The sequence below is a fragment of the Cupriavidus sp. 22TCCZM04-2 genome, assembly GCF_057798895.1.
On sequence record NZ_JBYOJS010000013.1, the window covers coordinates 169,293 to 194,471 of the forward strand.

Annotated in this window: 24 protein-coding genes and 1 pseudogene; 12 read left to right on the forward strand and 13 right to left on the reverse strand. The window is 61.7% G+C overall.

Translation table 11 applies throughout. From position 1 onward, the window contains the following. Nucleotides 1-75 precede the first annotated feature (75 nt). Complete coding sequence (locus tag AC3FKG_RS19665; protein ID WP_488743941.1) at nucleotides 76-780, forward strand: DUF6969 family protein; 705 nt, start codon at nucleotides 76-78, stop codon at nucleotides 778-780. Continuing rightward, nucleotides 734-1,726 carry a sulfurtransferase gene (locus tag AC3FKG_RS19670; protein ID WP_488743942.1) on the forward strand — a complete coding sequence of 331 codons (993 nt, stop codon included), beginning with the start codon at nucleotides 734-736 and terminating at the stop codon, nucleotides 1,724-1,726. The genes AC3FKG_RS19665 and AC3FKG_RS19670 overlap by 47 nt, the downstream gene beginning before the upstream one ends. Nucleotides 1,727-1,812: 86 nt before the next feature. Here AC3FKG_RS19670 and AC3FKG_RS19675 read toward each other — a convergent pair whose 3' ends face one another. The 7 genes from AC3FKG_RS19675 to AC3FKG_RS19705 all read right to left on the reverse strand — a co-directional run bounded on the left by AC3FKG_RS19675 (nucleotide 1,813) and on the right by AC3FKG_RS19705 (nucleotide 5,578). After that, a complete protein-coding gene (locus tag AC3FKG_RS19675; RefSeq protein WP_483713516.1) occupies nucleotides 1,813-2,160 on the reverse strand; it encodes a carboxymuconolactone decarboxylase family protein in 348 nt (115 codons plus the stop codon). A 94-nt stretch (nucleotides 2,161-2,254) separates the two neighbouring features. After that, nucleotides 2,255-2,458, reverse strand: coding sequence for a YgaP family membrane protein (locus AC3FKG_RS19680; protein ID WP_483713517.1), 204 nt, complete (start codon nucleotides 2,456-2,458; stop codon nucleotides 2,255-2,257). A gap of 169 nt (nucleotides 2,459-2,627) precedes the next feature. Then, nucleotides 2,628-3,446 (reverse strand): c-type cytochrome, encoded by an 819-nt coding sequence (locus tag AC3FKG_RS19685; RefSeq protein ID WP_488743943.1) that lies wholly within the window; start codon nucleotides 3,444-3,446, stop codon nucleotides 2,628-2,630. Nucleotides 3,447-3,500: 54 nt separating this feature from the next. Beyond that, nucleotides 3,501-4,322, reverse strand: a complete 822-nt coding sequence (locus AC3FKG_RS19690; protein WP_488743944.1) for a sulfite exporter TauE/SafE family protein — start codon at nucleotides 4,320-4,322, stop codon at nucleotides 3,501-3,503. 56 nt (nucleotides 4,323-4,378) lie between these two features. Continuing rightward, on the reverse strand, nucleotides 4,379-4,810 hold the full coding sequence (locus AC3FKG_RS19695; RefSeq protein WP_483713522.1) for a DUF6691 family protein: 432 nt from the start codon (nucleotides 4,808-4,810) through the stop codon (nucleotides 4,379-4,381). A gap of 1 nt (nucleotide 4,811) precedes the next feature. Beyond that, nucleotides 4,812-5,246: a YeeE/YedE family protein gene (locus AC3FKG_RS19700; RefSeq protein ID WP_483713523.1), complete on the reverse strand. Its 435-nt coding sequence runs from the start codon at nucleotides 5,244-5,246 to the stop codon at nucleotides 4,812-4,814. Further along, nucleotides 5,240-5,578 (reverse strand): metalloregulator ArsR/SmtB family transcription factor, encoded by a 339-nt coding sequence (locus AC3FKG_RS19705; protein WP_483713525.1) that lies wholly within the window; start codon nucleotides 5,576-5,578, stop codon nucleotides 5,240-5,242. The genes AC3FKG_RS19700 and AC3FKG_RS19705 overlap by 7 nt, the downstream gene beginning before the upstream one ends. Before the next feature lie 84 nt (nucleotides 5,579-5,662). On the opposite strand from AC3FKG_RS19705, the gene AC3FKG_RS19710 reads away from it, so the two are divergent. The 3 genes from AC3FKG_RS19710 (at nucleotide 5,663) to AC3FKG_RS19720 (ending at nucleotide 8,368) form a co-directional block, all read left to right on the forward strand. Continuing rightward, entirely contained in the window at nucleotides 5,663-6,523 is an 861-nt protein-coding gene (locus tag AC3FKG_RS19710; RefSeq protein ID WP_483713526.1) for an MBL fold metallo-hydrolase, read from the forward strand. A gap of 103 nt (nucleotides 6,524-6,626) precedes the next feature. Beyond that, complete coding sequence (locus tag AC3FKG_RS19715) at nucleotides 6,627-7,538, forward strand: cation diffusion facilitator family transporter (protein WP_488743945.1); 912 nt, start codon at nucleotides 6,627-6,629, stop codon at nucleotides 7,536-7,538. Nucleotides 7,539-7,756: 218 nt separating this feature from the next. After that, the gene (locus AC3FKG_RS19720) at nucleotides 7,757-8,368 is read left to right on the forward strand and encodes a hypothetical protein (RefSeq protein ID WP_488743960.1); all 612 of its coding nucleotides are present in this window, start codon (nucleotides 7,757-7,759) and stop codon (nucleotides 8,366-8,368) included. 98 nt (nucleotides 8,369-8,466) lie between these two features. Here the strand turns inward: AC3FKG_RS19720 and AC3FKG_RS19725 are convergent, their stop codons facing one another. Together AC3FKG_RS19725 and AC3FKG_RS19730 are read right to left on the reverse strand one after the other, a co-directional pair. Continuing rightward, nucleotides 8,467-9,822 carry a sensor histidine kinase gene (locus AC3FKG_RS19725; RefSeq protein WP_488743946.1) on the reverse strand — a complete coding sequence of 452 codons (1,356 nt, stop codon included), beginning with the start codon at nucleotides 9,820-9,822 and terminating at the stop codon, nucleotides 8,467-8,469. Between the two features lie 2 nt (nucleotides 9,823-9,824). Further along, nucleotides 9,825-10,484, reverse strand: a complete 660-nt coding sequence (locus AC3FKG_RS19730) for a response regulator (protein WP_488743947.1) — start codon at nucleotides 10,482-10,484, stop codon at nucleotides 9,825-9,827. A 143-nt stretch (nucleotides 10,485-10,627) separates the two neighbouring features. Between AC3FKG_RS19730 and AC3FKG_RS19735 the strand changes: the two genes are divergently transcribed. The 5 genes from AC3FKG_RS19735 (at nucleotide 10,628) to AC3FKG_RS19755 (ending at nucleotide 16,235) form a co-directional block, all read left to right on the forward strand. After that, entirely contained in the window at nucleotides 10,628-11,041 is a 414-nt protein-coding gene (locus AC3FKG_RS19735) for a PepSY domain-containing protein (RefSeq protein ID WP_483713531.1), read from the forward strand. A gap of 113 nt (nucleotides 11,042-11,154) precedes the next feature. After that, nucleotides 11,155-11,622 (forward strand): DUF2271 domain-containing protein, encoded by a 468-nt coding sequence (locus AC3FKG_RS19740; protein WP_483713533.1) that lies wholly within the window; start codon nucleotides 11,155-11,157, stop codon nucleotides 11,620-11,622. Nucleotides 11,623-11,647: 25 nt separating this feature from the next. Then, nucleotides 11,648-13,855 (forward strand): PepSY domain-containing protein, encoded by a 2,208-nt coding sequence (locus tag AC3FKG_RS19745; RefSeq protein WP_488743948.1) that lies wholly within the window; start codon nucleotides 11,648-11,650, stop codon nucleotides 13,853-13,855. Further along, complete coding sequence (locus tag AC3FKG_RS19750; protein WP_488743949.1) at nucleotides 13,836-14,819, forward strand: FAD:protein FMN transferase; 984 nt, start codon at nucleotides 13,836-13,838, stop codon at nucleotides 14,817-14,819. The genes AC3FKG_RS19745 and AC3FKG_RS19750 overlap by 20 nt, the downstream gene beginning before the upstream one ends. 1,005 nt (nucleotides 14,820-15,824) lie before the next feature. Next, a complete protein-coding gene (locus AC3FKG_RS19755) occupies nucleotides 15,825-16,235 on the forward strand; it encodes a hypothetical protein (protein ID WP_488743950.1) in 411 nt (136 codons plus the stop codon). A 788-nt stretch (nucleotides 16,236-17,023) separates the two neighbouring features. On the opposite strand, the gene AC3FKG_RS19760 is transcribed toward AC3FKG_RS19755, so the two are convergent. Next, on the reverse strand, nucleotides 17,024-17,896 hold the full coding sequence (locus tag AC3FKG_RS19760; RefSeq protein ID WP_483713537.1) for a LysR family transcriptional regulator: 873 nt from the start codon (nucleotides 17,894-17,896) through the stop codon (nucleotides 17,024-17,026). Nucleotides 17,897-18,058: 162 nt separating this feature from the next. Between AC3FKG_RS19760 and AC3FKG_RS19765 the strand changes: the two genes are divergently transcribed. Then, nucleotides 18,059-19,540 (forward strand): amidase, encoded by a 1,482-nt coding sequence (locus tag AC3FKG_RS19765; protein ID WP_483713539.1) that lies wholly within the window; start codon nucleotides 18,059-18,061, stop codon nucleotides 19,538-19,540. 85 nt (nucleotides 19,541-19,625) lie between these two features. Next, on the forward strand, nucleotides 19,626-21,050 hold the full coding sequence (locus AC3FKG_RS19770; RefSeq protein ID WP_483714466.1) for a short-chain fatty acid transporter: 1,425 nt from the start codon (nucleotides 19,626-19,628) through the stop codon (nucleotides 21,048-21,050). Between the two features lie 650 nt (nucleotides 21,051-21,700). On the opposite strand, the gene AC3FKG_RS19775 is transcribed toward AC3FKG_RS19770, so the two are convergent. The 3 genes and pseudogenes from AC3FKG_RS19775 to AC3FKG_RS19785 form a co-directional block, all read right to left on the reverse strand. Further along, nucleotides 21,701-22,726, reverse strand: a complete 1,026-nt coding sequence (locus AC3FKG_RS19775; RefSeq protein WP_483713540.1) for a methionine synthase — start codon at nucleotides 22,724-22,726, stop codon at nucleotides 21,701-21,703. Between the two features lie 88 nt (nucleotides 22,727-22,814). Beyond that, nucleotides 22,815-23,522: pseudogene (locus tag AC3FKG_RS19780) on the reverse strand (putative oxygenase MesX); the annotation flags it as partial. 34 nt (nucleotides 23,523-23,556) lie between these two features. After that, nucleotides 23,557-25,106, reverse strand: a protein-coding gene (locus tag AC3FKG_RS19785; RefSeq protein WP_488742417.1) for an IS3 family transposase whose coding sequence is annotated in 2 segments (ribosomal slippage) — nucleotides 23,557-24,620 and nucleotides 24,620-25,106 — 1,551 coding nt in all. Because the reading frame shifts where the segments join, the coding sequence is not laid out codon by codon here. Nucleotides 25,107-25,179 lie beyond the last annotated feature (73 nt).

Sequence of the window (25,179 nt, forward strand, 5' to 3'; positions counted from 1 at the left end):
AATCCATGCGCGCCGTCAAAGCCTCGTGGCCCGGTAACCCAAGGTAGTCCCTGCGCTCCCACTCGCTGAACGGGTATGGACGCGAGCGAACTCGGCCGCCGTTATCTGGCTGCCGAAAGTCTGCTGAATATTCAGGCGAGCTACGCCAGGCGGGGGCAGAGTATTGCGCTCGCGGCACTCGCGGGTAGCCGGGTTTTCGTCGAATGGAACCACTATCCCGCCGCCAATATCCGGGATAAGGAAACTGGGGCCATTGCCTACTATCACGCCCACTCTGCGTCGGAGAGCATGAAGGACGAGCATGGACACTTCCACCTGTTTGTTCCGAGCGGCGGCACAAGGGGGCGACGAAGCGGCTACAGCCATCTGGCGGGCATCTCCATCACGGCAAGAGGAGAGGCGCTTCGGCTGTTCACGACCAATCGCTGGGTCACGGGGGAGGACTGGCTTCCCGCATCAAGCCTGGCGCGGATGCTGGACGGTTTCGGCCTCGCAACCACAGGCCGACTGGCGCCGGTCGCACGCTGGTTGACCGCAATGATATGCATTTACCGAGACAGTATCGGGACGTTGCTGGAGCAGCGTGATGCCATCATGACGGCGCATGCGCGCAGGCATGGAAGCGAGACTGCTCTGGAAGACAGAAGCCTCCACATCATTACCGAGGTTCCAGTTAATGTCCCCGAGCGCCTGCTGCAAATCGACGCAGAATTCAGTGCCAGATGGGCTGACATTGAAAAAGAAGGAGACTCACCATGCGAGGATTTTGCCTGCTGTTGATTGGCTTAACTGCGGCTGGCACGGCTCTGGCGCTCGAACTGCCGGGGCCTTAGTCAACGCAGCGTGGCTGGCGCAACATGGTCGTGAGGTACAGATAGTCGATATCCGGAGCGATACCAAATCTTTCGCGTCACAACCCGTCTACGAGACGGACGCGAAGACCGGGCGCAAGGTCATGGTCGTGCCGGGCGGGCATATTCCCGGAGCACTGGCCGTGGATTTCCAGACCATCCGGACTGACCGAAAGATTGGAAACCTGACTGTGAAGTTCATGAACCCGGAGAAGGCCGAGTTCGAGAAATTGATGCAAGCCGCCGGTGTCGTGGCGAATAAGTCAATCGTTCTTGTTCCGGTGGGTGAGAATCCCTCGGATGTCGAGCAGGCGACCAGGCTCTACTGGCAGTTCAAGTATTACGGTGAGAAGAATTTGGCTGTCCTCGATGGCGGACTAGCCGGTTGGCTCAGGGAAGGGCGCGCCGTAAGCAACGCAGCCAATGTGCCTGTGAAAGGGAACTGGGTCAGCACAGGTGAGAACAAGGACCTGCTGGCGGAATCGGAAGATGTGGCTCGAGCGGTCAAGGACGAGGGAACTCAGTTGGTGGATGCTCGCGACCTGCCCCAATTCTATGGGTTGGTGAAGCGAGCTGACGTCAAGGGGTATGGGCATATCCCCGGAGCTCGTCCGTTCCCACCGGATGTCCAGTTAAAAACGGAAGGCGGGGTTGCGAAATTTCTTTCGCCGGCTGCCTACAAAGCCATCTTCGCAGAGTCTGGCGTACGCATTGCTGGCCCCACCATCACATACTGCAACACCGGACACCTTGGTTCCGGCGCCTGGTTTGTGATGTCGGAAATCCTCAAGATTCCGCAGGTCCGTCTATATGATGGCTCGATGATTGAATGGACGCTGGAAAATCGGCCAACCGTGAGTGTTCCAGAACGCTGAGCGGGGCCCGCGCCTTGGCCTGCAGGCCGAGGCGCGGCCGAATAAGACGAGGTTGCTCGACCCGCCTGAGCAGCCTCACACCTTCATCACGATGAGAATTCCTCAAACGCCGCGAGCGCATGCGTGGCATACATCATCGATGGGCCGCCTCCCATATATACGGCCGTTCCCAGCACCTCCTCCAGTTCGGCTCGCGTGGTGCCCAGTCTGACAAGGGCCTGGACGTGAAAGCCGATACAGTCGTCACAGCGGCAGGCGACGGCAATACCGAGAGCCACCAACTCCCGTGTCTTCTTGCTGAGCGCGCCCTCCTTGGTCCCGGCGGCAGCCAGTTGGCTGAAGGCTGTCATCAAATCCGGCTGGCTTTCGCGCAGGTGCCGCATCTGCGCGGACACATCCTTCACCACCGTCTTAAATTCAGGAATGCCACTCATAAAATTTTCTTCCTTTGGGGATTGAGGCGGGCGGCTTACTTGCCATCTTGATTGCCACGAGCGGAAAGTTAGCGGCTCACGCGCTGTAGCGGGATTACTTTGCGTCAGACTTTGGTGTCGAGCACGTCTTCACACCCAGAATGCCATAGGCAGGGCAGACACGCACGATGCCGGTCAGGAGTGGCAAGATGCCAATCCAGCCCCAGGCACCAATGCGCCCGGTCGCAGCCAGACCAATCAAGACCAGTCCAACGACAATTCTGAGGACTCGGTCAACGGTTCCAACATTTGCTTGCATGGCAGACTCCTTTTATAAAGAAAGCTGGGCAGACGAAAACATGGACTGGCTTTCGACTGCATCCAACGGGAAAAGCGAAAGCTCTATTAAGTTTCGCTTATTGCCGGATACGTGGTCATGATGTAGCGCAAGCCCATTAAATTGGTGGTACTGGGGCACTCCCTCGTGGCTAGCGTGCGTCCTTTGGCCTGTCGCCCTTGGGCCAGTCTTTCACTCTCGCCGCGTAATCCGGTCTCGGCTGCTGCGTGAAGTATGCGGCAACGTCGACTGCGTCCTGGGCCGACAGCGTTCCGCCCTGGCCAAGCGGCATGTTGTGTTTCACGAACGCGGCCGCGGTGTACATGCGTGCCATCCCTGCGCCTACATTGAATGAGTCTTTGCCCCAGACCGGAGGGAAGACATAGCCGCCTGCCGGGTTCCTGGTGCCCAAGCCTTCGGCGCCGTGGCAGGACGCGCATTGCGCGGCGTACAGAGCCTTGCCATGGACCGGGTCTGGCGTCAGGGAGGTATCAATCTTTTCGAAACCTCGACCAATGACGTTAGTGCCGGTCGGGACGCCGGTGGACAGCCACTTCATATAGGCCATGACGGCGTTCATTTCGGCCGAATCGAACGGCAGCGGCTTGCCGTTCATCGAGCGCTGGAAGCAGTCATTGATGCGTTCCTGCAGCGAGATGACCTTGCCGCTGCGCGAGCGGTATTCCGGGAATGCGCCGGCGAGGCCTACCCAGGGCGATGCATAAGCGGTGGTGCCAGCGTTGAGGTGACAGCTCGTGCAGTTCAAGCCGTTGCCAACATTTTTCGGAAGTTGCTTGTGGGTATCCGTCAGCAACTCCTTGCCACGCTTGATGGCATCTCCCATCGGTCCCTTGGGAATCGTCGCCTCATCAGGCACGGACATGGGCGCGCCCGGCGACTGGGCGAGTGCTGGCACACTGACAGCAGCCAGCAAGGCGATGGTTAGAGCATGCAATTTGATTCTGTTCACGGGTGTCTCCTAGGAGAGGGCTGTATCGATTATTTGTAATTTGGTCGCTCGCATTCATCCGGCCAATGCGACTTTCACTACCATGCCCATGGCTATCAAGCCGGATACCAGCGCAAAGCCCTGTTGCAATTTGTGGCCACTTAACCGACTGGCCACGCGCCGACCAATCAGCATGGCCAGCATGGCGCCAGCGGCAAACGGCACGCCGAGTTGCCAGTTCATTCGTCCGGCAATGGCGGTTGAGATGACGCCGGAAGCGGATACCAGCGTGATGACCGCGAGGGACGTCGCCACGATAGCGTGTACGGGAGCGTTGGTCGCTTTTTTCAGAGCCGGCACGATGACAAAGCCTCCGCCCACGCCGAGCAAGCCAGACAGAAACCCGGCACCAACACCAGACAGCGCCAGCGCGCGGGTGCAGGATGCAGTCCAGACAAAGCGGCCGGTGCGGTTATCCAGTTGGCAAGGCTGAATGGGTTGCCCGGGTCCTGTCTGGTGTTCCTGCTTGCTGACGGTCGCCTGCCGGAACATCCGCAATGCCACAAAGGCCAGCACGGCTGCGAAGAGCAGCGTCAGCGGGCCGTTCGGGAGGCGGTGGGCGAGCCACAAGCCAACGGGTGAGAACAGCGTGCCGGCGACCGCCATCAGTAGGGCAGCGCGGTAACGCACAATGCCTGCACGGAGTCCAAGCAAGGCCCCGACTGCGGCAGACAGGCCGACCGCAAGCAGCGCGACCGGCGCGGCCTCGGCGACGCTAAGATGCTGCACGAATAGCAGCAGAGGCACCGCGAGAATGGCGCCGCCTGCGCCGGTCAGCGCCAGGATGAGGCCAACGACGGCGCCGAGCATCGCGCTGCTGACAAAGATGCTTTCCATCGATTTACCGCTTAATAGACGTGTTTGGTGGACATGGCTGCCAAGTGCCGGCCCGCTTACGCCCGTTGCAGGGGCGACTTGGCCCGCTCGGCGACTTCGAATACGACCATGCCGGCCACCATCGCCGCCACAAAGCCAACGGCCTTCGGATAGCCCGCGCCCAAGGCCACCAGCGCAGGGCCCGGGCAGAAGCCAGCCAGCCCCCAGCCGACGCCGAATGCGGCGCTGCCCAGCACCAGCCGCAGCGTCACGGTCGTGCTGGCCGGCAGTTGCACGGGCAACCCCAGGAAAGAGCGCTTGCGGCGCTTGGCAATCAGGAAGGCAAGCGAACCAAGGAGAATCGCGCCGACCATTACAAAGGCGAGGGACGGGTCCCAAGTTCCTGCAAGGTCGAGAAAGCCCAGTACCTTGGCCGGATTGGCCATGCCGGAGACCATCAGGCCGACGCCGAAGAGCAGGCCTGCGAGCAGTGCGGTAATGGCGGTCATGTCAGCCTCCAATCAGGTGCCGTTGCACGAAAACCGTGAGGAATCCCGCCACCATGAATGTCAGGGTGGCGACCAGCGAGCGGATGGAGCCGCGCGAGATGCCACACACGCCATGGCCGCTGGTGCAGCCGCTGGCGTAGCGGGTACCAAGCCCCACCAGGAAGCCGGCGGCCAGGATTTCGCCCCAGCTGGCCTGGATATCCGCAATGGCCGGTTTGCCGAGCAGGCTTGCAATGACAGGCGCGCCGACCAGACCGGCGAGGAAAGCCAGGCGCCAGGCCATATCTTTGCGGGGCAGGGTGAGCAGGCCGCCGAAAATTCCGCTGATGCCGGCAATGCGGCCGTTGAACAGCACCAGCACGGCTGCCGCCGTGCCAATGATGAGTCCGCCGGCCAGTGACAGCCCAGGCGTGAAGTTGGCAAGGTCAATCAGCATGTCGTGTCCTCCGAGGTACTGGCGCAGAACTGTTGATAAAGCACGGCCATCACGGCAAGCGCTTGAGGGCTTGCCACCGAATAGAAGATGTTCTTGCCGTCGCGGCGGGTCGCCACCAGACCGTTTTCACGGAGCACGGCGAGCTGCTGGGACAGCGTCGGCTGCCGGATGCCGAGCTGTTCCTCCAGTTCGCCAACAGACAACTCGTCCTGCGACAGGCGGCACATCACCAGTAGGCGGTCCGGATTGGCGAGCACCTTGAGCAGCGCGCAGGCGTTCGTCGCGGCGGCTTGCATCGTGGCGAGGTCAATGGTGGGGTGGGGCTGGTCCATAGGTCGTCTAGACTTTGTGTCTTGATAGTATATTGAAAAATATAATGTGTGTGAATAGAATGTATTGCATCCAAGGAGGCACGCATGCAACCGACCATTCAACCGTTCTTCGACCCGGCGACCTGGACCGTGACCTACGTGGTCTATCAGGAGGGGCGTCCCGAGTGCGCCATCATCGACTCGGTACTCGACTACGACCCCAAGGCGGGGCGGACATCAACGACAAGTGCCGATAAGGTCATCGCCTTCGTGCACGAGCACGAATTGCACGTCGAGTGGATTCTCGAGACGCATGCGCACGCCGACCACCTGTCTGCGGCGCCCTACCTCAAACGCCACCTCGGCGGCCGTATCGCCATCGGCCAGAACATTCGCCGTGTGCAGGGGGTGTTCAAGACTCTCTTCAACCTGGAACCTGAGTTCCGGCTCGACGGGTCGCAGTTCGACCACCTTTTCGAAGAGGATGAGACGTTTGCCATCGGTGGCCTGACCGGCAAGGCGATTCATGTGCCCGGCCATACCCCTGCCGACATGGCTTACCAGATTGGGGACGCGGTCTTTGTCGGCGATACGATGTTCATGCCGGACGTCGGCACAGCTCGTTGCGATTTCCCGGGTGGCGACGCACATGAGTTGTACCGCTCCATCCGCAAGCTTCTGGACCTGCCCGCCGAGACCCGCCTATTCATGTGCCATGACTATCCGCCCGAGGGCCGTGGGCCCACCTGGGAAACCACGGTCGGCGCCCAGCGCAAACGCAATATCCACGTGCACGACGGCGTGAGCGAGGAACAGTTTGTGGCCATGCGCAAGGCACGCGACGCGACGTTAGCGATGCCCACCCTGATACTGCCGTCAGTGCAGGTCAACATCCGGGCGGGGGAATTGCCTCCACCTGAGGCGAACGGAGTGCGCTACCTGAAAATCCCGCTGAACGCAGTCTAGGGCCTAGAGTGGATGGCGCGTCCGGTCCTCATGGATTGATTGACAGGGGGCTCATCGCTTCTAGGATTGGGGCACACCGATACGGAATTACAAGGCACTGTCAATGCAAGAGCAAAATGGAGTGAATCCTGAGGCGGACGAAATGCCAGCCAGCCAGGCTGCGGCAAGACGAAGCACGCTCGTGAGCGTCGCGGTCAATATCGGCCTGACACTCGCCCAGGTAGCCGCGGGAATCTTTGCCGGCTCCCAAGCGCTGGTGGCCGACGCAATTCACTCCCTTTCGGATCTGGTTTCGGACTTCGTCGTCCTGTATGCCAGCCACCATAGCAAGAAGGCGCCAAGCCAAGCCTATCACTATGGGCACCAGCGTTTCGAGACTGCCGCCTCGCTGATACTTGGACTTCTTTTGCTAGTCGTCGGCGTCGGCATGCTGTCAAACGCCGTACTCAAGCTTCAACATCCGGATTCAATCCAGCCAGTACGAATAGTCGGGCTCTGGGTCGCCCTTGGCGCGCTGGCAACCAAGGAATTGTTGTTTCGCTATATGCTCGCGATCGCCGAACGAGTCCGGTCAAGCATGCTGGTTGCAAATGCCTGGCACGCTCGGTCGGATGCAGCATCTTCGCTGGTGGTGGCACTGGGGATCCTGGGCAATACCCTGGGTTACCACCTGCTGGATCCGATCGCGGCGCTTGTGGTTGGCCTGATGGTGACAAGAATGGGCTGGCAGTTTTCCCGGAGTGCCCTGCGAGACCTGATGGATCGTGCGATCGACGCGGAGACGGTAACGGCGATTCGCAACGCCATGCTGGAAACACCGGGCGTGCTCGGTGCGCACGATGTGCGGACCCGGAAGATGGGTGACATGATTCTCGTGGACGTCCACCTTGACATCAATGCAGCGGCGAGCGTGAGAGAGGGGCATGACATTGCGCTTGAGGCGAGACGGCGAGTGATGAGCCGAAAAGATGTCCTCAACGTCATGACGCACGTTGATCCGGTCGACGTGGCATGAGGTCTTGTGGTCAATCGCAAAATGCACTTGGCGGAACTGCAATGAGGACTAACTCGGTTGCTGGACAGGATCGTTCCCAACTTGCCGTCGGATGGGCCGGACGAGACGAGCACGCGGGAATTACAGAGGCTCCTCTATGATCTCGATGCTATCCTGCAGCTGCATTGTGCGCAGGAGGATGAGCTTTATTTTGTCTTGGGAGGACAAGGATGAGCGACATCGCAGACTTGCTTGTCCTGGTCGTCGTGATCTTTGGGTTGAATCTGATGCCAGCCTTTGCCCCGCCGACATGGATGGTAATGTCATGGGTAGGTCTTTCGCAGCCAGAGGCCAACCCCGCCCTTCTGGCGCTGGCAGCGGCATGTGCAGCGACTACCGGCCGCCTGGTTTTGGCCCAGATGGCCTTTGCACTGGTGCGCCAGCGCTGGATGCGTGAGGATGACAGGCGGAACATCGACGTAGTCGCTCAGTGGCTGGAGCGCCGCAAAAGCATGACGGCGGGGTTCATGCTTGCTTATGCCTTCAGCCCATTCCCCTCGAACTATCTCTTTATTGCGTACGGCCTCACGGGGATGCGGCTTTGGATGATCGGGTTGCCATTCTTTGCCGGACGCCTCATCAGCTATTTTGCGTGGACGAATCTGGCCCAGGTGGGCTCGCGCTATCTGGGCACGGATCTTGGCGGGGCCTATCTCGGTCTCTATTTCGTTCTCTCGCAGTTGCTTCTTCTGGCGGCCGTGTACCTCTTCACGAGAGTGGACTGGGTATGTCTGCTGCATGAGCGACGCTTACGTTGGCGACGCTCACGGAAATTGTCTTCCCCACCGTAACGAAGCAACGTGCGCTGGAACCTCGCCGATCCGGGGCACCTGTCGGTCGAGCCAGGGTGTCCTGTGCAACGCCTCGCAATCGATGTGGCCTGGCTGGCTTACGCGCGCTTCTGTGTCGCTGGCGCAACAAGCAAATGGTCGATGCTTACTTGCAGGCCGTCTTGCCAGCCCGGAACCGGGGAGCGTAGCTCAAGGGATGAACCCGCGCCGCGTACAATCGCTTCGACGATAGCAAGGCCAAGTCCGCTGCCCTTGGCAGTCGTCGCTCCACGCTCGAACGGCTTTGTCAGACGTTTAAGTTCATTGTCCGGCAGCACCGGTCCGTGATTCCTCACAGTGAGCGAACCGGTGGCCAACAGCGAAATCCCCACAGGTTGCCCATGTGAGCCGTGCTTCTGTGCATTTTCGACCAGATTGCGCACGACAATGGCAAATGCGTCCTGATCGATCCACGACGGAACAGGCTGGTCGGGCAGTTCGAGCTGGATCGGGTTCGCAGAGGCCACGCGCCGGAAATCCTCGATGACAAGTTCCAGTACCGGCCGAAGATCCTGCGGCGCATCGCCAAGCACGCGCCCATTTTCCGCCTTCGCGAGTTGCATCAGCCTTTCGCTGACCCGCGACAGGGTGTGCAAGGACCGTTCGACGTTCTGCACGCGCTCACGCATGGCGGCGGAAGGCATTTCGTCCATGAGGCGTTGCGTCTGTGCGAGGGCCGCGGCAATCGGTGTGCGCAACTCGTGCGCGCTATTGGCAGTGAAGCTGCGCTCCGCGGCCAGCGCGCGGTCCAGGCGAGCCATCAGGTCATTGACCGCGTCGGCGATCGGTGCGACCTCCGTCGGCAGTTCTTTCTTTTCGAGCGGTGTCAGGTCGTTCTGGTCGCGTGCAGCGATGCTGCCGCAGAAGCGCCGGATTGGCCGTAGCCCCGTGCGGACAATCAGCCAGACGCCACACAGGCCCACCGGCAGAAACAGGATGAGGACCCTGGCGACCGCGAGCGCGGCTTCCATCACGGCATGCCGGCGCGTGGCGAGCGGCTCGGCGATCATCAGCGAGATCGTGCCCTGCAAGCCCGGCTCGGCGTAAATCCGGTGCGACGCCGTAGAAGTGAAGCCCGCTTTCAGGTCAGGCGGGAAGATGGCCAAATCGGCATCGTGCGATCGCAGCAGAAGTTTGCCCCTGTCATCGCGAACCGCGTAGGTCAGTAATTCGTTGTGCGGGCGAACTCCTGCGATACGGCGGCTGCCATCGTCATCGCCATCCGCATCGCGCCCGACGATATCCATGATGGCGAGCGGCAACAGGCGCTGCGCCGTTTCCTGCAACGCACTGTCCGACATCCGATCGACTTCGTGGCGCAGCACGTGGAATGAAGCGGCCGCGGCCGCGAGCGACAGCACAGCGAGCCCCGCCACCAACGCGGTCGCGAGCCGACCTTGCAGGCTGCGCAGCATTGTCAGTCCTGCTTGAGCCGATAGCCGAGCCCACGCAGGGTCTCGATGATGTCGGCACCAAGCTTCTTGCGCAGTCGGCTCATATGTACCTCGATGGTGTTGCTGCCAATATCCTCGTTGAAGGAATAAAGGCGATCCTCAAGCCGGCTTCTTGACACGATCATCCCCGGATGCTGGATCAGGGCTTCCAGAAGCGCCCATTCACTGGCCGTCAGGTCGATGCGCGCGGCACCGCGCATCACGCTGCGCCGCGCTGTATCGATTCGCAGTTCGCCGAGCTTGACCAGGGGATTCGGATTGCCCGAATACCGGCGTGAAACCGCGCTCACCCGTGCGGAGAGCTCTGACAGGTCGAAGGGCTTGACGAGATAGTCGTCCGCGCCGGCGTTCAGCCCGGCGATACGGTTTGATACCTGATCGAGCGCAGTCAGAATGATGACGGCCACGGTCGAGCCACCCGCACGAAGATCTCGCAGGAAGTCAAGCCCCCGACCGTCGGGGAGCAGCAGATCGAGCAGGATCAGGTCGTAGTTAGCGGCCGCAAGGTGCCGGCGCGCCTCGGCGAGGCTGGCCACGAAGTCAGTCGGATGTCCGTCTTTCTCGATCTGGTCGCGAACGGCCTCCCCGAGCCAGGGCTCATCCTCGATGAGAAGAACTCTCATTAAGATCTTCCTGATAGATGTCTCGCGTGACTTTGCCACGCGAACCTGTCGCGAACATGAAGAAAATTTCTTGTGTCCGCAAGCTTGGCTTCAGGTTTCAGGTGCATTGTGGAGTCCAGCGATGCGAACGGGAGATGTCAGTCATGAAACACCTGCGAATAGCCAGAGGCTTGGCGCTCACGATATTTGCATTTGTCGTCGCCGCTGGCATCCATCCCGCACAGGCGCACGACAGCGACGACTGCGAGGCGCCGGTCAACGCCTGGAAGCCGCGCGACGATGTCCGGACGATGGCGCAGCAAAAGGGCTGGCAGATCGACAAGCTCAGGATCGACGACGGTTGCTACGAGGTCAAGGGTCGTGATGCCGATGGCCGGCGTTTCAAGGCAAAGCTTGACCCCGTCACCCTTGACGTCGTGCGCATGAAACGTGAAGACGACGACCACGGCGGAGCACGCGGGCGCCTGCCGGGCGCGAATACTGGCAAGCCACCGGCTGACGCACCCCCCGAAGGCTTGCTGAAGCCTGGCACGAAGCCCCAGGTCCAGATCCGCTGACCCCTTATTGCCGACGCACCGCGTACCTCATCGGCGTTAATCCTGCCGAAGCAGCGGCAGGCCCGAAGCGATGGGTGCGAGGCCCCCCTTTTGCCCAAAACAGGAGAATCCAGATGAAACACGCATTCCCAATCGCCGTGCTTGCCGGCGCGCTTGCCGCGCCTTCACTGGCATCCGCGCGTCAGGTTTCGTTCGAGACGCAACTGTCGAGCTATGGGGGGGATGGCGCTTACGTTGCCATGTATGTCACCGATCGCGCCGGACGGTACCAGGGCACGCTGTGGGTGGCAGGGCGCAAAGCGAAGTACTACCGGCATCTGCGCGACTGGTATCGCACCACGGGCGGCGCCGCAAAGGTAGACGGCATTACGGGCGCCAGCGTGGGCGCAGGCAAGGCGCTGCGTGCGACGCTGGATCTGTCCGACACGCTGCTCGACGCCGGATATGAGGTCCACATCGACACGGCGGTCGAGGACATGAAGGAATACCCGTCCGAGGTCGTCGTGCCGCTGACCACCTCGGGCGCGAACAAGACGGTCAAGGGGAGCGGCTATGTGAAGTCGTTCCGCTATTCACTTTAACCCGGGGCAGGCGAGGAGGTGCCCGATGTTACGCAAGCTCCATTCAATCCCCGGTCTCGTCGCCGCATTGCTGATGACGATCGTCGCCTTGACAGGCGCGGCGCTGTCGGTGAATCCGGCACTTGAGCACGCAAGTGCCGTCCGTCCGGGCCAGGCTCCGCTGCACGTCGCAACGCTCGCCAGCCGCGTGAGCACCTCGGTGCCCGACGTCGAAACACTCGTACGCAGGCCGTCAGGGGCGATCATCGCGTACTACCAGGCCGGCGGCGAACAGCGTGCATCCATCATTGATCCAGGTACCGGCAAGGCTGTCGGCGACTATCGCCCCTCGCCTGTCGAGCGTTGGCTGAAGAACCTGCACCGTAAGCTCTTTCTAGGTGATGCTGGCCGGATCGCAACGGGTGCGACTGCTGCCTTCATGCTGTTCGCCGCGTTGTCCGGGCTTGTATTGCTCTCACGCCGGATGGGCGGGTGGAAGCACATGTTGGCCCCGATCCGGGGTGACGGGGTGCAGCGGCTGCATAACGAAACTGCACGAGTTGCGCTTGCCGGCCTCACGCTGTCGGCGATGACCGGGGTCGTCCTGTCGTTGGCGACGTTCGGCGTGATCCCGGAAGGCGGCGCGCGGGAGCCCGCTCTCAGCGTTTCGGCAATTACCACGCCCCCAATCCCACTGCGACAGATGCCAGCACTGGCAATAGATGTCTCCAGGCTGCGTCAGTTGACGTTTGCCAACGCGGCCGACCCTAGCAGCAGCATCGAAGTGAATACGACGGATGGCGCCGGTTATGTCGATCCATCGTCAGGCAGATGGCTTGCCTTTCAGCCGGCCGACGCCTGGCAACGTGTGCACGGGATTGTCCGCACGCTGCACACGGGCGAAGGACTATGGTGGCTTGGGCTGATCCTCGGCGCATCGTCGGCGTCGGTGCCGTTGCTGGCCGCAACCGGCCTGCTGCTTTGGCTGCGTCGTCGACGCGCCATGCCGAAGCTCGCCGGCAACGTGCCGGCACGCGACGCGGATACCGTGTTGCTGGTGGGCACCGAGGGCAATAGCACGTGGGGCTTTGCTTCGGCGTTGCATGCAGCGCTGACCCGGGCTGGCCTTCGCGTGCATGTTGCGCCGATGAACGATCTTGCGGCCGGCCGCAGCCTGCGGTATCTGCTGGTCCTGACTGCGACCTACGGTGACGCCGATGCACCGGAGAGCGCTATACGATTCCTGCCGAAGCTCGAGCGCCTGACGATCCCTGGCGGGGTGGCGTTCGGGGTCTTGGGCTTCGGCGACCGCCAGTTTCCTCATTTTTGCGGCTATGCGCGAACGGTTCATGATGCGCTGACCGCCAGGGGGCTGGAAGCACTGACCGATCCGGGCACGGTTGACAGGCAGTCTGAACCCGAATTCCGGCAGTGGTGCACGGGGCTTGCCGAAAGGCTCGGCGTTTCGCTCGATATCCGCTACACGCCATCGCTGCCGCCCACGATACCGCTCAGGCTCGTCTCACGTGACGACTATGGTACGGATCCGGAGGACATGACTTCGGTGCTGCGTTTCATGCCTGCCGAGGGGGCAAGATCCTGGGCTATCATGCTACGGCCGCGGCTGCCCAGGTTCGAGGCGGGGGATCTGCTCGGCGTCGTGCCGCCAGGCGCTACCTCGCCCCGGTACTACTCGCTCGCGAGCGCGACGGCGGACGGCCTGGTCGAGATCTGCGTGCGGCGTCATCCGAACGGCGTTTGCTCCGGGTACCTCACAGGCCTGCAGCCCGACGACACGATTGAGGCATTCATGCGGCCGCACGCGCGCTTTCGGCCGGGCGCCGGAAGCGTGCCCGTGATCCTTATCGGGGCTGGAACCGGGATTGGTCCACTGATCGGTTTCATCCGGCACAATGCGGCCCGCCGTCCGATGCACCTGTATTTCGGTGCGCGCAATGCTGACGATGGCTTCCTGTACCGCGACGAACTCAGGCACCTGGTAGCCGACCAGCGGCTGCAGGCACTCACGACTGCCTTCTCACGTTCCGGAAGCCGGAGCTATGTGCAGGAGCGCCTTCTCGCCGATGCACAGAGCCTGCGCACTTTGGTCACGCACGGCGCGCAAATCATGGTGTGCGGCGGCCGCAGGATGGCGGAGGGAGTCGCGCAGGCGTGGGAACGCATTCTGACGGATACCGGCTTGTCCGTCGCACAACTGAGAGCGCAGGAACGCTATGTCGAAGATGTCTATTGAGGCGTTGCCAGACACGCAACTCAAGCTTTGGCGTGTGAGCGGCGCGACGATGGGAACCCGCTACACGGCATCCTTCCATGCGTCGCCGAAGACGGATGGAAGAGAACTGTCGGCGCGGCTTGCCGCGGCAGTGGGCGCGGTTGACGAGCAGATGTCGAACTGGAAGGACAGCTCAGATCTCTCTCGGCTGAATCGTGCCGAGCTGGATTGCTGGGTGCCGGTCCCCGGCAATCTCGCGGCTTTATTCGTGCGTGCGCTGGAGATCGGCCGTGACACCCACAATGCCTTCAACATCGGCGTCGGTGACCTGGTCGGCATGTGGGGCTTTGGGCCATCGGGGGAGCAGCATGCACATCGTGCGGGCGGAGTGGGCACGTCGCGGGCAAGCCCATGCCTGTCTGTGAGCGATCTGATCGACGTGGACGTGCAACAGTGCCGGGTACGCAAGCTGGGACCCGTTGCGCTGGATCTGTGCGGCATTGCAAAGGGATTCGGCGTCGACGAACTTGCACGCGTGTTGAGCGAGCACGGGATTGACTCATGGCTTGTCGGCATCGACGGCGAAATGCGCGCGTGCGGAAGCAAGCCGGATGGGTCGCCATGGGCGATTGCGCTTGAGGCCCCGGATTACGAGCGGCACGCTGCAATGGGCGTAATCGAACTGAGCAACGCTGCCATCGCGACGTCTGGCGACTACCGCCACTGGGCTGACATCGGTGGTGCGCGCGTCTCGCACACAATGGATCCCCGAACCGGCGCGCCATTGCGCAGTTCCATAGCGTCGGTGACGGTCATCGCACCGACATGCGCGGAGGCGGACGCCTACGCGACAGCCTTGATGGTGCTCGGCGAGCAGGCCGGGCGGGATTATGCTCAGCGGCGGCGCCTCGACGCACTCTTCGTTGTACGCGATGGCGATGCGCTGCGCACGATCGGGACGGGCACGTTTGCAAAAGTGCGATAGGATTCTGGCCAGATTTTTTCTGCCGGTGGGAGTTGTAGCCATATCCCCAGCGCGGTCTGTCTTCCGTGAGGGCATCCCGCTTACGGACATCATCGGAACCTGGCTCGACGTTTCGGCTCACCCGAAACGCGGCGCCGAGCAGGCCGCCGAACTCGAACATGAGATTCTTGCAAACGTCATCGGAGAAGGAGCTTGAGCGATCTCATCGAAATTGCCCCGGTGGCTAGCCTTGAAACCGAAAAGGAACTTGAATTCCTCGCCACGAACACATCGCCGGTGTCTCCGAAGGCCTGACAAGAGGTTGCGGCTGGCAAGGGTTTACCGCCGCGCGGTGTCGAAGACCGATGGTGTGGATATCGGTGGGCGCCATGTAGGTCTTTCACGGGGCCAGCAAGTTGTCAGGATTCGGGCTTGACCGGGCGCAGATGACAGTTCGGGATTGGCAATAGCAGTCGCTGCCCAAAGTCTCGCCCGCCCACTTGGACGGTCGCTGACGCTCGCCATGCGAGCATTCTTGAGCCAGCGCAAATCATTGCCGTCGCTGAGATCTAGATTGAATTCAATCGGCAAGAGTGCCCCTTGCCGATGGTGTGACTCTCAATGTGAAGGAATTGAGAGATGAAACGAAGAATCCTGGCGGCCACGATTTCCGCCCTTGTACTTCGGCGGAATGGGCCCGAGGATGATGGGCTGGAGGCACATGAGGCAAGCTCACACCGGAGCAGCAGCGACAGCGCCAAATCCAGGCCATCTTCCAGACGATTGGGCCATTCATCTTTGAAAGGAGTTTTGTCTGTGGAGCGCGGACGTCATCGTGTTGGGAATGGACCGGGCCGACACGTTACAGTCGCCATCCTGAGTTCCGTCTCAGATCAACTCGTTGCCAGGTCGGTTCGTCCAGTGCTGCGGAAGCACGATCGGTCCGATGGTGACGCGCTGAGACAGTCGGCCCGTATTCGTGGCCGGTAATCTGGACCGCTGTCGAATCCAATGGGGGACCGGTAAATGCAGATTTCAAAACGCCTTGGTATCGCGGTGTCGTCGCTGTTGGCTGTGCTACTGGTCGCGGGTTGCGCTACGCAGGCGGAACCGGCGGGAGACCGCGTGCTGATCATGGAGCAGCGGGGCATTCCCTACGCTTGTGCCAGAGACGACGAAGCCGGTGGGCGGGCCATGGAAGATGTCGCCGCGCGCTTCAATGTCCGACTCAGCATGATCGATGCGGGCAGCGCCAGGCCGCTAAGCGGGGCGACCGTGGTTGTAACCAGCGCCGAGGGCAAGCGGTGCTGCGCATTGTGGCTGGTGGTCCACGGTTATACATGCGACTTAAGCCAGGTGCGTACCGGCTCACGGTGGGATATCAAGGTCGTGACCAGATGCGCGACGTCGTCGTGTCGGACCAACCCCTGGACATGACGTTCCGATTCCAGGTCAACACGCTGGAAGATGACTGGCTACTTTGCACAAGTACGAGCTGTCCGTGCCGCTGAACTGAGCCGCCGCTCGGTACATTACTACCACCTGCATTGAGCCCCGGCGCGGGCACCACGGCTCGGTCGCAAGGCTCGGCCCTGGGTTTGACGGCACTCTGAACGCTACCGCCCAAAAAAAGAGCCCGCGTGGCCGGGGGGCGACGCGGGCGGTGGCGGGGCTGGCGTCGCAGGCTCAGCCTTGCCCTTAATAATAACCATACTTGCAGAATGGTCATCCCCTCTTGAGTAGGGTATGAGAACAAGCTTCTTCCCCCCTCGCACACTCACTCGGGTGAGTTAGAGCGCTTCGGCCAAATCCAAGTCATGCGGACATAAGTGCCGTAGCAATGCGAGGATAGGCGGCTTAATCGGTCGTACAGGATATGAATCGCTGCCGGTGTACTACCGGAGGATTGGCTTTACGAACTCTGGAGACACCACGGACTTTCTGGACGCACGTGTTCACGCTGGCGCGGGCGGCGCTACGGCGCTTATGGCCGGTCTCTGCCCTCGATTCACTTGTAAAGTCCGATTATTCCGCGTTACGCCGAACGTGATTTCCGTGCTCGACGATTCGAAAGGCATCGGGCACACCAATCTCGTCACCTGTTGGGCACGAATGGTCCATTGCCCGGTACCTCGGTGGTCAGCATGCGTGCATGATTCGCGTTTGCTGTGTACCGCTGTTCAGCATTTTTCGCGAAACGAAAACGGTGCTTCGCCGGCCAGTTCCTACCGCCAAAGGGTGCGCAGCGCCTCACGCACCGTACGGATTGCCGGCTCGTTCTCACGCTCTTCCGGATAGATCAGAGCGAGGTTCGAATCGGCGCTGTAGTTCCCCACGAAGACCAGTTCGCCGGCATCCTGTGCGGCCAACGCAAGGTCTTCGCGCAACAGCCCAAGGCCGACGCCGGCGGTGACCAACTCGCGGATCATCAGCTCGTGGTCGGCCAGCACCGACTCGACCGGCGCGATGCCCGCACGTGTGAGGATTTCGCTCAGTAATTCCTCATGCGCGCTGTGCGGCGTCATGCGAATCCAAGGCAATCGCGTCAGCTCCGCCGTCGAGTTGGTGCGCGCCTCCCAAGCCGCCGGCGCAACGACGCGGAACTTCAGCGGCGTCAGCACGAGCATGCCGGTGCCCTTTGGCGCCGTGCGCGCGACCATGATCGCTGCGTCGATTTCCGATGCCTGCAGCGCCGTCCGTAACCAGGGCGTACGTCCGACCTGCAAGTCGATTCTCAGCGCCGGACATTGCCGGACCAGCAGCGCCAGCAGCGGCCCGATGCGAAGCATTGCTGGATCGAGCATCACGACGCCGATGCGCAGGTTCCCTTCGATTTGCCCGTGGAGCGCCTTCGCTGCATGCAGGAAGTCGCCAAACGCTTCCAGCGCCTTCTCGGCGCGCACCAACAACTCGTGCCCGGATTGAGTCAGCACGACGGAGGATTTCGTCCGGTCGAACAGTTGCAGGCCCAATTCCTCTTCCATCTGACGCAGTTGCCCACTGACGGCAGGTTGCGTGACGTGCAGTGCCTCGGCCGCCCGGGTGACGTTGCCGAATCGCGCGACTGTGATGAAGGTGCGAAGTTGCCGGATGTCCATGAACTGTTTGACGCGCCAGCCCCCAGTGAGGCGCGGCTTATGGAAGTCATCAGGAGATGTGATTTCCGCCCGGAGGGTGCGGCAATTATCCTGCATTCGACCCGGAACGACAATTCAGTGACGCGCGGCAGCCGGGCCTATCACAACAGACAGGAGACATGCATGACCAGCACCCCCAGCATCAACGACATCGCGGACACCCCGCGCGAGCGAAGCGATTCCCTCTGCGACCTCAGCGCCACGGACGCGGTCCGGCTGCTCAAGCGGCGCGAGCTGTCACCGCTGGATCTGGTTGACGCCGCCATCGCTCGCATCGAGGCGGTCGATCCTGTTATCAATGCCTTGCCTATCCGACGTTTCGAGTCGGCGCGCGCGGCCGCACGTGACTTCCCGAAGCCGGACGCAGCGACCTGCGAGGCGCCCGGGTGGCTTGCCGGCCTGCCGATCGCCGTCAAGGACTACAACGACCTGGCGGGCGCGCCCACCACCTACGGCTCGCCGATCTACGCCGACAACTTGGCTGCGCGCTCCGACCTCACGGTGTCCAACCTCGAAGGCCGGGGCGCCATCCCCGTCGCCAAGTCCAATGTGCCCGAATTCGCCGGCGCCAATACCTTCAACACCGTCTTCGGCGCCACGCGCAATCCCTGGGACCCGAAGCTCTCGGCGGGCGGCTCCTCCGGAGGCTCTGCCGCGGCCCTTGCCGCGGGAATGGTCTGGCTCGCCACAGGCAATGACCTCGGCGGCAGCCTCAGAATTCCGGCCAGCTTTTGTGGGATCGTGGGCATGCGGCCGAGCGTCGGCCGGGTGCCGCGTCCATCTTCCGTGATGCCGTACGACCCGCTCTGGGTCGAGGGCCCGATGGCACGCAGCGTGGCGGACGTCGCACTGATGCTCGACGCCCAGGCCCATTTCGACATGCGTGATCCGCTGTCGTGGCCAGCGCCGATGACTCCATTTGTACGGGCAATTGCCGAGCCACGCGCGCCGGCGCGGGTGGCGTTCTCAACGAACCTGGGCGTCGGAAAGGTGGAGGCCGAGGTTGCCTCGCTTTGCCGGAATGCGGCATTGCGGTTCGCCGACTTCGGCGCGGATGTGGATGCCGCGCATCCGGACTTTACAGGAGCATTTGAGTCCTTCCAGTCCTTGCGTGCCAATCTCGTAGCCGCGGTGCGCGGGCCGCTGCTCGATGCATACCGCCCGCAGATCTGTGACGAGATCATCTGGAACATCGAGAAGGGCCTGAATCAAACCGGTGCCGACGTTGCCCGCGCCGAACGTCTGCGCGGTGAACTGTTCCAGCGCGTGGCCGCGTTTTTTCGAGATTACGACGTCCTCGCGTGCCCGACGGTCGCCGTGGCGCCGTTCCCGGTGGCGCAGCGATTCCCAACGGAGATCGATGGAGAGCCGCTGCAGTCGTACATCGACTGGATGTACTTGACCTTCGTGCTAACCCTGACCGGCTGTCCGGTGATTTCGATCCCGGTCGGCCTGACAGCGGACGGCCGACCGGTCGGGCTTCAGCTTATGGGCCGTCCTCGTGGCGACTTCGATCTGCTCGGTGCGACCTACCTGCTGGAGCAGTCGCTGGGGATGGGCTTGCCGACTCGGCGCGCCGGGATGGCGGTGGGCCAGCATGCATAGAACGGAAGGAGATGCAGCCATGTCACGACAAGAGGAAATTGCCGCGGCCACCCCTGTGCCGCGGGATTCACAGGCGGGTGGCGCCATGATCGGCAGCGCCGCTCCCGATACCCCGGCACTTGAACGGCTGGCGCTACGTGTGACCCGCTGGTGCGAAAAGTGGTATCCGGACGCCTACGTGTTCGTCGCACTGACCGTGGTGGCGGTTGCGTTGGGCGCGATGACTATCGGTGCCACGCCGGGCGCGGTGTCGGTCGCGTTCGGGAACGGCTTCTGGAGCCTGATCCCTTTCACGATGCAGATGGCGATGGTCGCCATTACTGGCTATGTCATCGCCAGCTCCCCGCCGATAGCGCGGCTTGTCGAGCGAGCGGCCCAGGTGCCGCGAAACGGGCGCTCAGCCGTCGCCTATGTAGCGTTCATCAGCGTGGTGGCGTCGTTGCTCCACTGGGCTATCAGCCTGATCTTCGCCGGGTTGCTGGCAAGGGCACTGGCGCGACGTACCGATCTGCGCATGGACTATCGCGCGGCCGGAGCTGCGGCATATCTCGGTATTGGCGCGACCTGGGCGATGGGGCTCAGCTCATCGGCGGCTCAATTGCAGGCGAACCCGGCAAGCATTCCACCGAGCTTGCTACAGATTACCGGGGTGATTCCGTTCAGTAAGACCATCTTCCTGTGGCAAAGCCTGGTCGTGACGGCGGTACTGCTCATGGTATCGACGCTAGTCGCGTACTGGACCGCGCCGGGGCCGTCGCGCGCAAAGACTGCTTCCGAGCTCGGTGTCGTCATAGAGCCAGCCAAATGTTCCGCGCTGGTCAGCAGGCGTCCAGGAGAGTGGCTGGAACACAGCCCGATACTGACGATCGCGCTCGTGGCACTGGGGACGGGATGGGTGTGGCATGAGTTGTCCGGCAAGCCGCTGCTGGTGGCGATCTCGGGTCTGAATACCTACAACCTGATTTTCTTGCTGGTCGGAATGCTGCTGCACTGGCGACCGCGCAGTTTCCTTGATGCGGTGGCGAGGGCGGTACCGGCTACTGCCGGGGTGCTCATCCAGTTCCCCCTTTACGGCGCAATCGCCAGCATGATGACCACGGCGCAGGGGCCGGACGGCGCATCGTTGTCGCACCATCTTTCGACGCTGTTTGTCGGCATTTCGTCAGCCGAGAGCTATCCGTTGATGATGGGCGTCTATTCGTCCGTGCTAGGCTTCTTCGTGCCGTCCGGTGGGGGGAAATGGATCATCGAGGCGCCGTACGTCATGCAGGCTGCCAATGACCTCCATGTCCACCTTGGCTGGGCCGTGCAGATCTACAACGCCGCGGAGGCGCTGCCCAACCTCATCAATCCATTCTGGATGCTGCCGCTGCTCGGCATCCTCGGCCTGAAGGCTCGCGACCTCGTGGGCTTCACGTTCGCGCAATTTCTTACTCACACGCCGCTGGTACTGCTCTTGCTGTGGGCCCTGGCCGGAACCCTGCAGTATTCGCCGCCTGTGCTGCCGTAGTGCAAAGGCCCGTGCGCAGCAGCACAAGCGCACGGGGCCGGCCGGCCAGGCATTGCTTCCGCAATCATGGGGCAAATCCGTTAGTCGGGAGTGCTCAGATCGTCGGACCGCCGAAGACTTGCAATGATACGTTCCGCGATTGCCGATGCTGATCGCGTAGTTGATCTGCGTTGCACCGCGCCTGGTAGACCGGAATGAGGTGGCGCGCCGGTGCATGGGCGACCCATTGAGCGGGGACGCCTCCGCCAGTGGTGGTGGGATGGTCAGCCTTCTCGATCCATTTGAGCCACCCTCCCCGTTTGGAGGTGAAGACGGGGCTAGTGGATAAGCGAACTAATGGCGGAATCGAAGATGAATTTCAGTCGAGGTTCGCTGGACGAGCAAGTTCGGCACGAAGGGGGATGTCGAGTTCAGATTCGTCGTGTTCGGGCATGGCTAGCCTGGGGCATGTCGGGATAAAGTCGAATTGAGTCCGTCCAGTTTGGACCCGCAGCGCGGATTGTGATAAGGAAAACGCATCACAAGGTTTGCCCTGCGAAGCTAAGCTGCGGCGCGCCCGATGGAAAAGCTGGTCGATTCCAATATGCGCGGGATGTGTCGCGCCACCGACGGCGCGACCAAGATGACTGGTCGCAACGACCGAGTGTGCGTCATGCCGTGGTGAGTCGCTCCTTTGCCAGCCGTGTGCCTGCTGCCAGTGCTTCCAGCTTGCGCCACGCCACGTCCCGCGCCATCGGCGCCAGGCCGCAATTCGTGCACGGGAACAGCCGCTCCTTTGGCACGAACTCCAGCGCCCGGCCGATGGTGTCAGCCACTTCCTCGGGTGTTTCAATCACGTCGCTGGCCACATCGATCACGCCGACCAGCACGTCCTTGCCGACCAGCAGGCTCATCAGGTCGGGCGGCACATGGGAGTGGATGCATTCCAGGCTTACCTGATCAATGCTGCTGCGGGCCAGTGCGGGGAACACCGCTTCATACTGGCGCCATTCGTCGCCCAGGGTACTCTTCCAGTCGGTATTGGCCTTAATGCCATAGCCGTAGCAGATGTGCACCGCCGTCGTGCAGGTCAAGCCCAGAGCCGCGCGCTCGAGCGCCTGCACGCCCCAGTCGGCGGCGTCTTTCATGTAGACATTGAAGGCGGGCTCGTCGAACTGGATGATGTCTACGCCGTCAGCCTGAAGCGCCATGGCCTCCTGGTTGAGCAACTCGGCAAAAGCGAAGGCCATCTTGACCTTGTCGCCGTAGAAGCGGTCCGCTACGGTGTCGACGAGGGTCATCGGGCCGGGCAGGGTGAATTTCAGCTTCTTCTTCGTGTGCGCTCGCGCCAACTGCGCCTCGAAGTCATGCACTCGGCCCTTCAGGCGCAGAGCCGACACCACCTGCGGCACCATCGCGTCGTAGCGGTTGTCGCGGATGCCCATCTTCACCTTGTTCTCGAAGTCGATGCCCTCAACCTGCTCAAGAAAACCGTGCACGAAGTGCTGTCGCGATTGCTCGCCGTCGCAAACGATGTCCAGACCGGCGTCTTCCTGGGCCTTGATCCACAGCAGGGTTGCATCGGCCTTGGCCTGGCGCAGTGCATCGCCTTCAGCCTTCCACTGAGGCCAGAGCTTGTTGGTTTCAGCCAGCCAGGCGGGCTTCGGCAGGCTGCCGGCAATGGAGGTTTCAAACATCTGAGGATTCCTTTCAAACAATGATGGGTGTGACGAACGTGCGTCGGGACCGCTTCTTCATGAAGAGTGGTTTGTGTATTGGGGCTGGTCAGAGCGAGGAATTGGCAGCCCACTGTTCAAGGACGCCCTTGTACGGCTTGATGAGGTGCTCCTCCGCAAACTTCCCCTGTTTCACAGCCAACTGGCTGCGTTCTTCCCGGTCGTAGACAATCTGCGTCAACGAGTAATCCTGGTTCTTCAGGCTCGGTTGATAGAGATTCCCTGCTGCAGAATTGGCGTTGTAAATTTCGGGACGATAAATCTTCTGGAAGGTTTCCATTGTGCTGATGGTGCCGATCAACTCGAGATTCGTGTAGTCGCCCAGCAGGTCGCCGTGAAAGTAGAAAGCCAACGGCGCAACGCCATTCGGAGGCATGAAAAATCGAACCTTCATCCCCATTTTTGCGAAGTATTGGTCGGTCGAGGACAGCTCATTCTGTTGGTACTCGACTCCCAATATGGGGTGCTGGTTCCCGGTCCGCTGATAGGTCTTGCTGGTCGACGCGCTGATACAGATGACAGGCGGCTTGTTGAAGCACTCCTTGTAAGTGCTTGAGTTAGCAAATTGCTTGAACAGCTTTCCATGCAAGTCGCCGAAATTGTCTGGCGTGCTGAAATCCGGTCGATTGACGTTGTGCTCTGGAAGTAAGACGCTGAAATCATAATCGCGCACGTAGGAGGAGAAATTGTTTCCCACTATACCGTCAATGCGTTTGTTCGTTTTCTTGTCGAGAATGCTGGTTTTCAGTATCTCGATCCGGCGTGTGTCAAGGTAGTTGTCGCGTCCGCCGCTATGCTGCTTTCCGGTACTCCTTAGGCTCCAGCTCAGCCCGCTCGGGGTTCAGGTAGACCACTGGATCCAGCTTCCAATTCCGGATTCCCCGCGACCAGCGCTGCGGGTGCCGGGCGCGCGCAGCCTGATACACCACCATTCGTCGCGCCAGCAGGGGTATCGCTTCCCCGCGGTGCCGCTGGTTCGGCGTGACATACTTCAGCCCGCTGTGACGGTGCTCCTCGTTGTACCAACGCACGAACCGATGCACCCATTCACGCGCCTGTTCCAGCGTATCGAATGGCCTCTCGGGCCACAGCGGGCAGTACTTGGCCGTACGGAACAACGCTTCGGCATAGGCGTTGTCGTTGCTCACGCGTGGGCGGCTGTATGACGGCACCACGCCCAGATCCTGCATCGCAGCGCGCATGCTCAGCCCCTTCATGACGCTGCCATTATCAGAGTGCAGCACCAGCGGCCGCCCAGCCGTTTGCTCGCGCAGACAGCCCAGTTCGAGCAGCCGGCGGGCATGCTCCACCGACTCGCTCTCGTGCACTTCATTGACCACCAGCTTGCGGCTGTAGATGTCCTGCATCATGTACCAGTAGAAGAAGCGACCCTTCACCGTAGTGGGCATCCACGTGATGTCCCAGCACCACACCTGATTGGCACCGTCTGCACGATGCGTGGTCGGCGCGCGGGGCTTGGCATTGTGACTGCGTCCACGTCGCCGGCTCTGCCCTGCAGCCCGAAGCACACGGTAGAACGTCGATTCCGACGCCAGGTAGCGGCCCTCGTCGGCCAACTTCGGCACGATCTGGTGCGGCGTCAGGCTCTCGTAGCCAGGCTGGTTGGCCGCTGCCAGCACGGCCTGCCGTTCTGCCTCGCTGAGCTTGTTCGCCGGCACCGGGCGCTGCGCTCCCGGGCGGCCATCCTCTGGCGCATGGCGCCAGCGCTGCAAGGTGCGCTCACTCAAGTCCAGTTCCTCGCAGGCCCTGGACTGGCGTGCACCGCTCTTTACCGCTTCATCGATCAACGCAATGGCATCGCGGCGATCCGAGACGTTGATCAGTCTTCCTCGTCCCTTCCCCAGATCGCCTCGGCTTTTTTTCTCAGCACCAGCAGCGCTGCTGTCTCAGCCAGCGCCGCATCCTTGCGCTTGAGTTCGCGCTCAAGATCCCGGATCCGCTTCTGAGCCGCCTGTTCCTCGCGGCGCTGCGCCAGGTCAGGCTTGTCTGGTGTCTTGGCATTGGCCTGCTCGCACGCGGCCCGCCACGCCCGGATCTGTTCCGGCTGAATACCCTTCCTGCGGCAGTATTCGGACAGCTCCGCCTCACTCAGGGGCGCCGTCTCCAGCACCACTCGGAACTTGTCCGCACTGGACCACTTATCACTTTGTTTGCCGTTGCCTGGCACAACCTTTCCTTGCTCTCGGGCCGCGTTGCGCCAGTTGCGCAGGCACACCGTTGTAATGCCTGTCTCCCTGGCCAACTCCGCCACCGACCGGTTCAAGGGCGGCTTCATCTGCTCGACCACCCATTCTTTGTACTCCGCCGGATAAGGCTTCATCTTCCAACCGTTACCGCCCCCCATTGTCCTTCATCGAAAGGCAGCGAGGCGACAACTATCCTGACATGGAGGG

Bases quoted from the DNA above. Each gene is read 5' to 3' on its own strand.
- AC3FKG_RS19760 (WP_483713537.1), bottom strand. From the start codon at position 17,896: ATGGACATCCGGCAACTTCGCACCTTCATCACAGTCGCGCGATTCGGC.
- AC3FKG_RS19745 (WP_488743948.1), top strand. From the start codon at position 11,648: ATGTTACGCAAGCTCCATTCAATCCCCGGTCTCGTCGCCGCATTGCTG.
- AC3FKG_RS19775 (WP_483713540.1), bottom strand. From the start codon at position 22,726: ATGTTTGAAACCTCCATTGCCGGCAGCCTGCCGAAGCCCGCCTGGCTG.
- AC3FKG_RS19700 (WP_483713523.1), bottom strand. From the start codon at position 5,246: ATGCTGATTGACCTTGCCAACTTCACGCCTGGGCTGTCACTGGCCGGC.
- AC3FKG_RS19725 (WP_488743946.1), bottom strand. From the start codon at position 9,822: ATGCTGCGCAGCCTGCAAGGTCGGCTCGCGACCGCGTTGGTGGCGGGG.
- AC3FKG_RS19695 (WP_483713522.1), bottom strand. From the start codon at position 4,810: ATGACCGCCATTACCGCACTGCTCGCAGGCCTGCTCTTCGGCGTCGGC.
- AC3FKG_RS19705 (WP_483713525.1), bottom strand. From the start codon at position 5,578: ATGGACCAGCCCCACCCCACCATTGACCTCGCCACGATGCAAGCCGCC.
- AC3FKG_RS19755 (WP_488743950.1), top strand. From the start codon at position 15,825: ATGCAGATTTCAAAACGCCTTGGTATCGCGGTGTCGTCGCTGTTGGCT.
- AC3FKG_RS19665 (WP_488743941.1), top strand. From the start codon at position 76: ATGGACGCGAGCGAACTCGGCCGCCGTTATCTGGCTGCCGAAAGTCTG.
- AC3FKG_RS19750 (WP_488743949.1), top strand. From the start codon at position 13,836: ATGTCGAAGATGTCTATTGAGGCGTTGCCAGACACGCAACTCAAGCTT.
- AC3FKG_RS19680 (WP_483713517.1), bottom strand. From the start codon at position 2,458: ATGCAAGCAAATGTTGGAACCGTTGACCGAGTCCTCAGAATTGTCGTT.
- AC3FKG_RS19730 (WP_488743947.1), bottom strand. From the start codon at position 10,484: ATGAGAGTTCTTCTCATCGAGGATGAGCCCTGGCTCGGGGAGGCCGTT.
- AC3FKG_RS19675 (WP_483713516.1), bottom strand. From the start codon at position 2,160: ATGAGTGGCATTCCTGAATTTAAGACGGTGGTGAAGGATGTGTCCGCG.
- AC3FKG_RS19690 (WP_488743944.1), bottom strand. From the start codon at position 4,322: ATGGAAAGCATCTTTGTCAGCAGCGCGATGCTCGGCGCCGTCGTTGGC.
- AC3FKG_RS19710 (WP_483713526.1), top strand. From the start codon at position 5,663: ATGCAACCGACCATTCAACCGTTCTTCGACCCGGCGACCTGGACCGTG.
- AC3FKG_RS19765 (WP_483713539.1), top strand. From the start codon at position 18,059: ATGACCAGCACCCCCAGCATCAACGACATCGCGGACACCCCGCGCGAG.
- AC3FKG_RS19770 (WP_483714466.1), top strand. From the start codon at position 19,626: ATGATCGGCAGCGCCGCTCCCGATACCCCGGCACTTGAACGGCTGGCG.
- AC3FKG_RS19715 (WP_488743945.1), top strand. From the start codon at position 6,627: ATGCAAGAGCAAAATGGAGTGAATCCTGAGGCGGACGAAATGCCAGCC.
- AC3FKG_RS19740 (WP_483713533.1), top strand. From the start codon at position 11,155: ATGAAACACGCATTCCCAATCGCCGTGCTTGCCGGCGCGCTTGCCGCG.
- AC3FKG_RS19735 (WP_483713531.1), top strand. From the start codon at position 10,628: ATGAAACACCTGCGAATAGCCAGAGGCTTGGCGCTCACGATATTTGCA.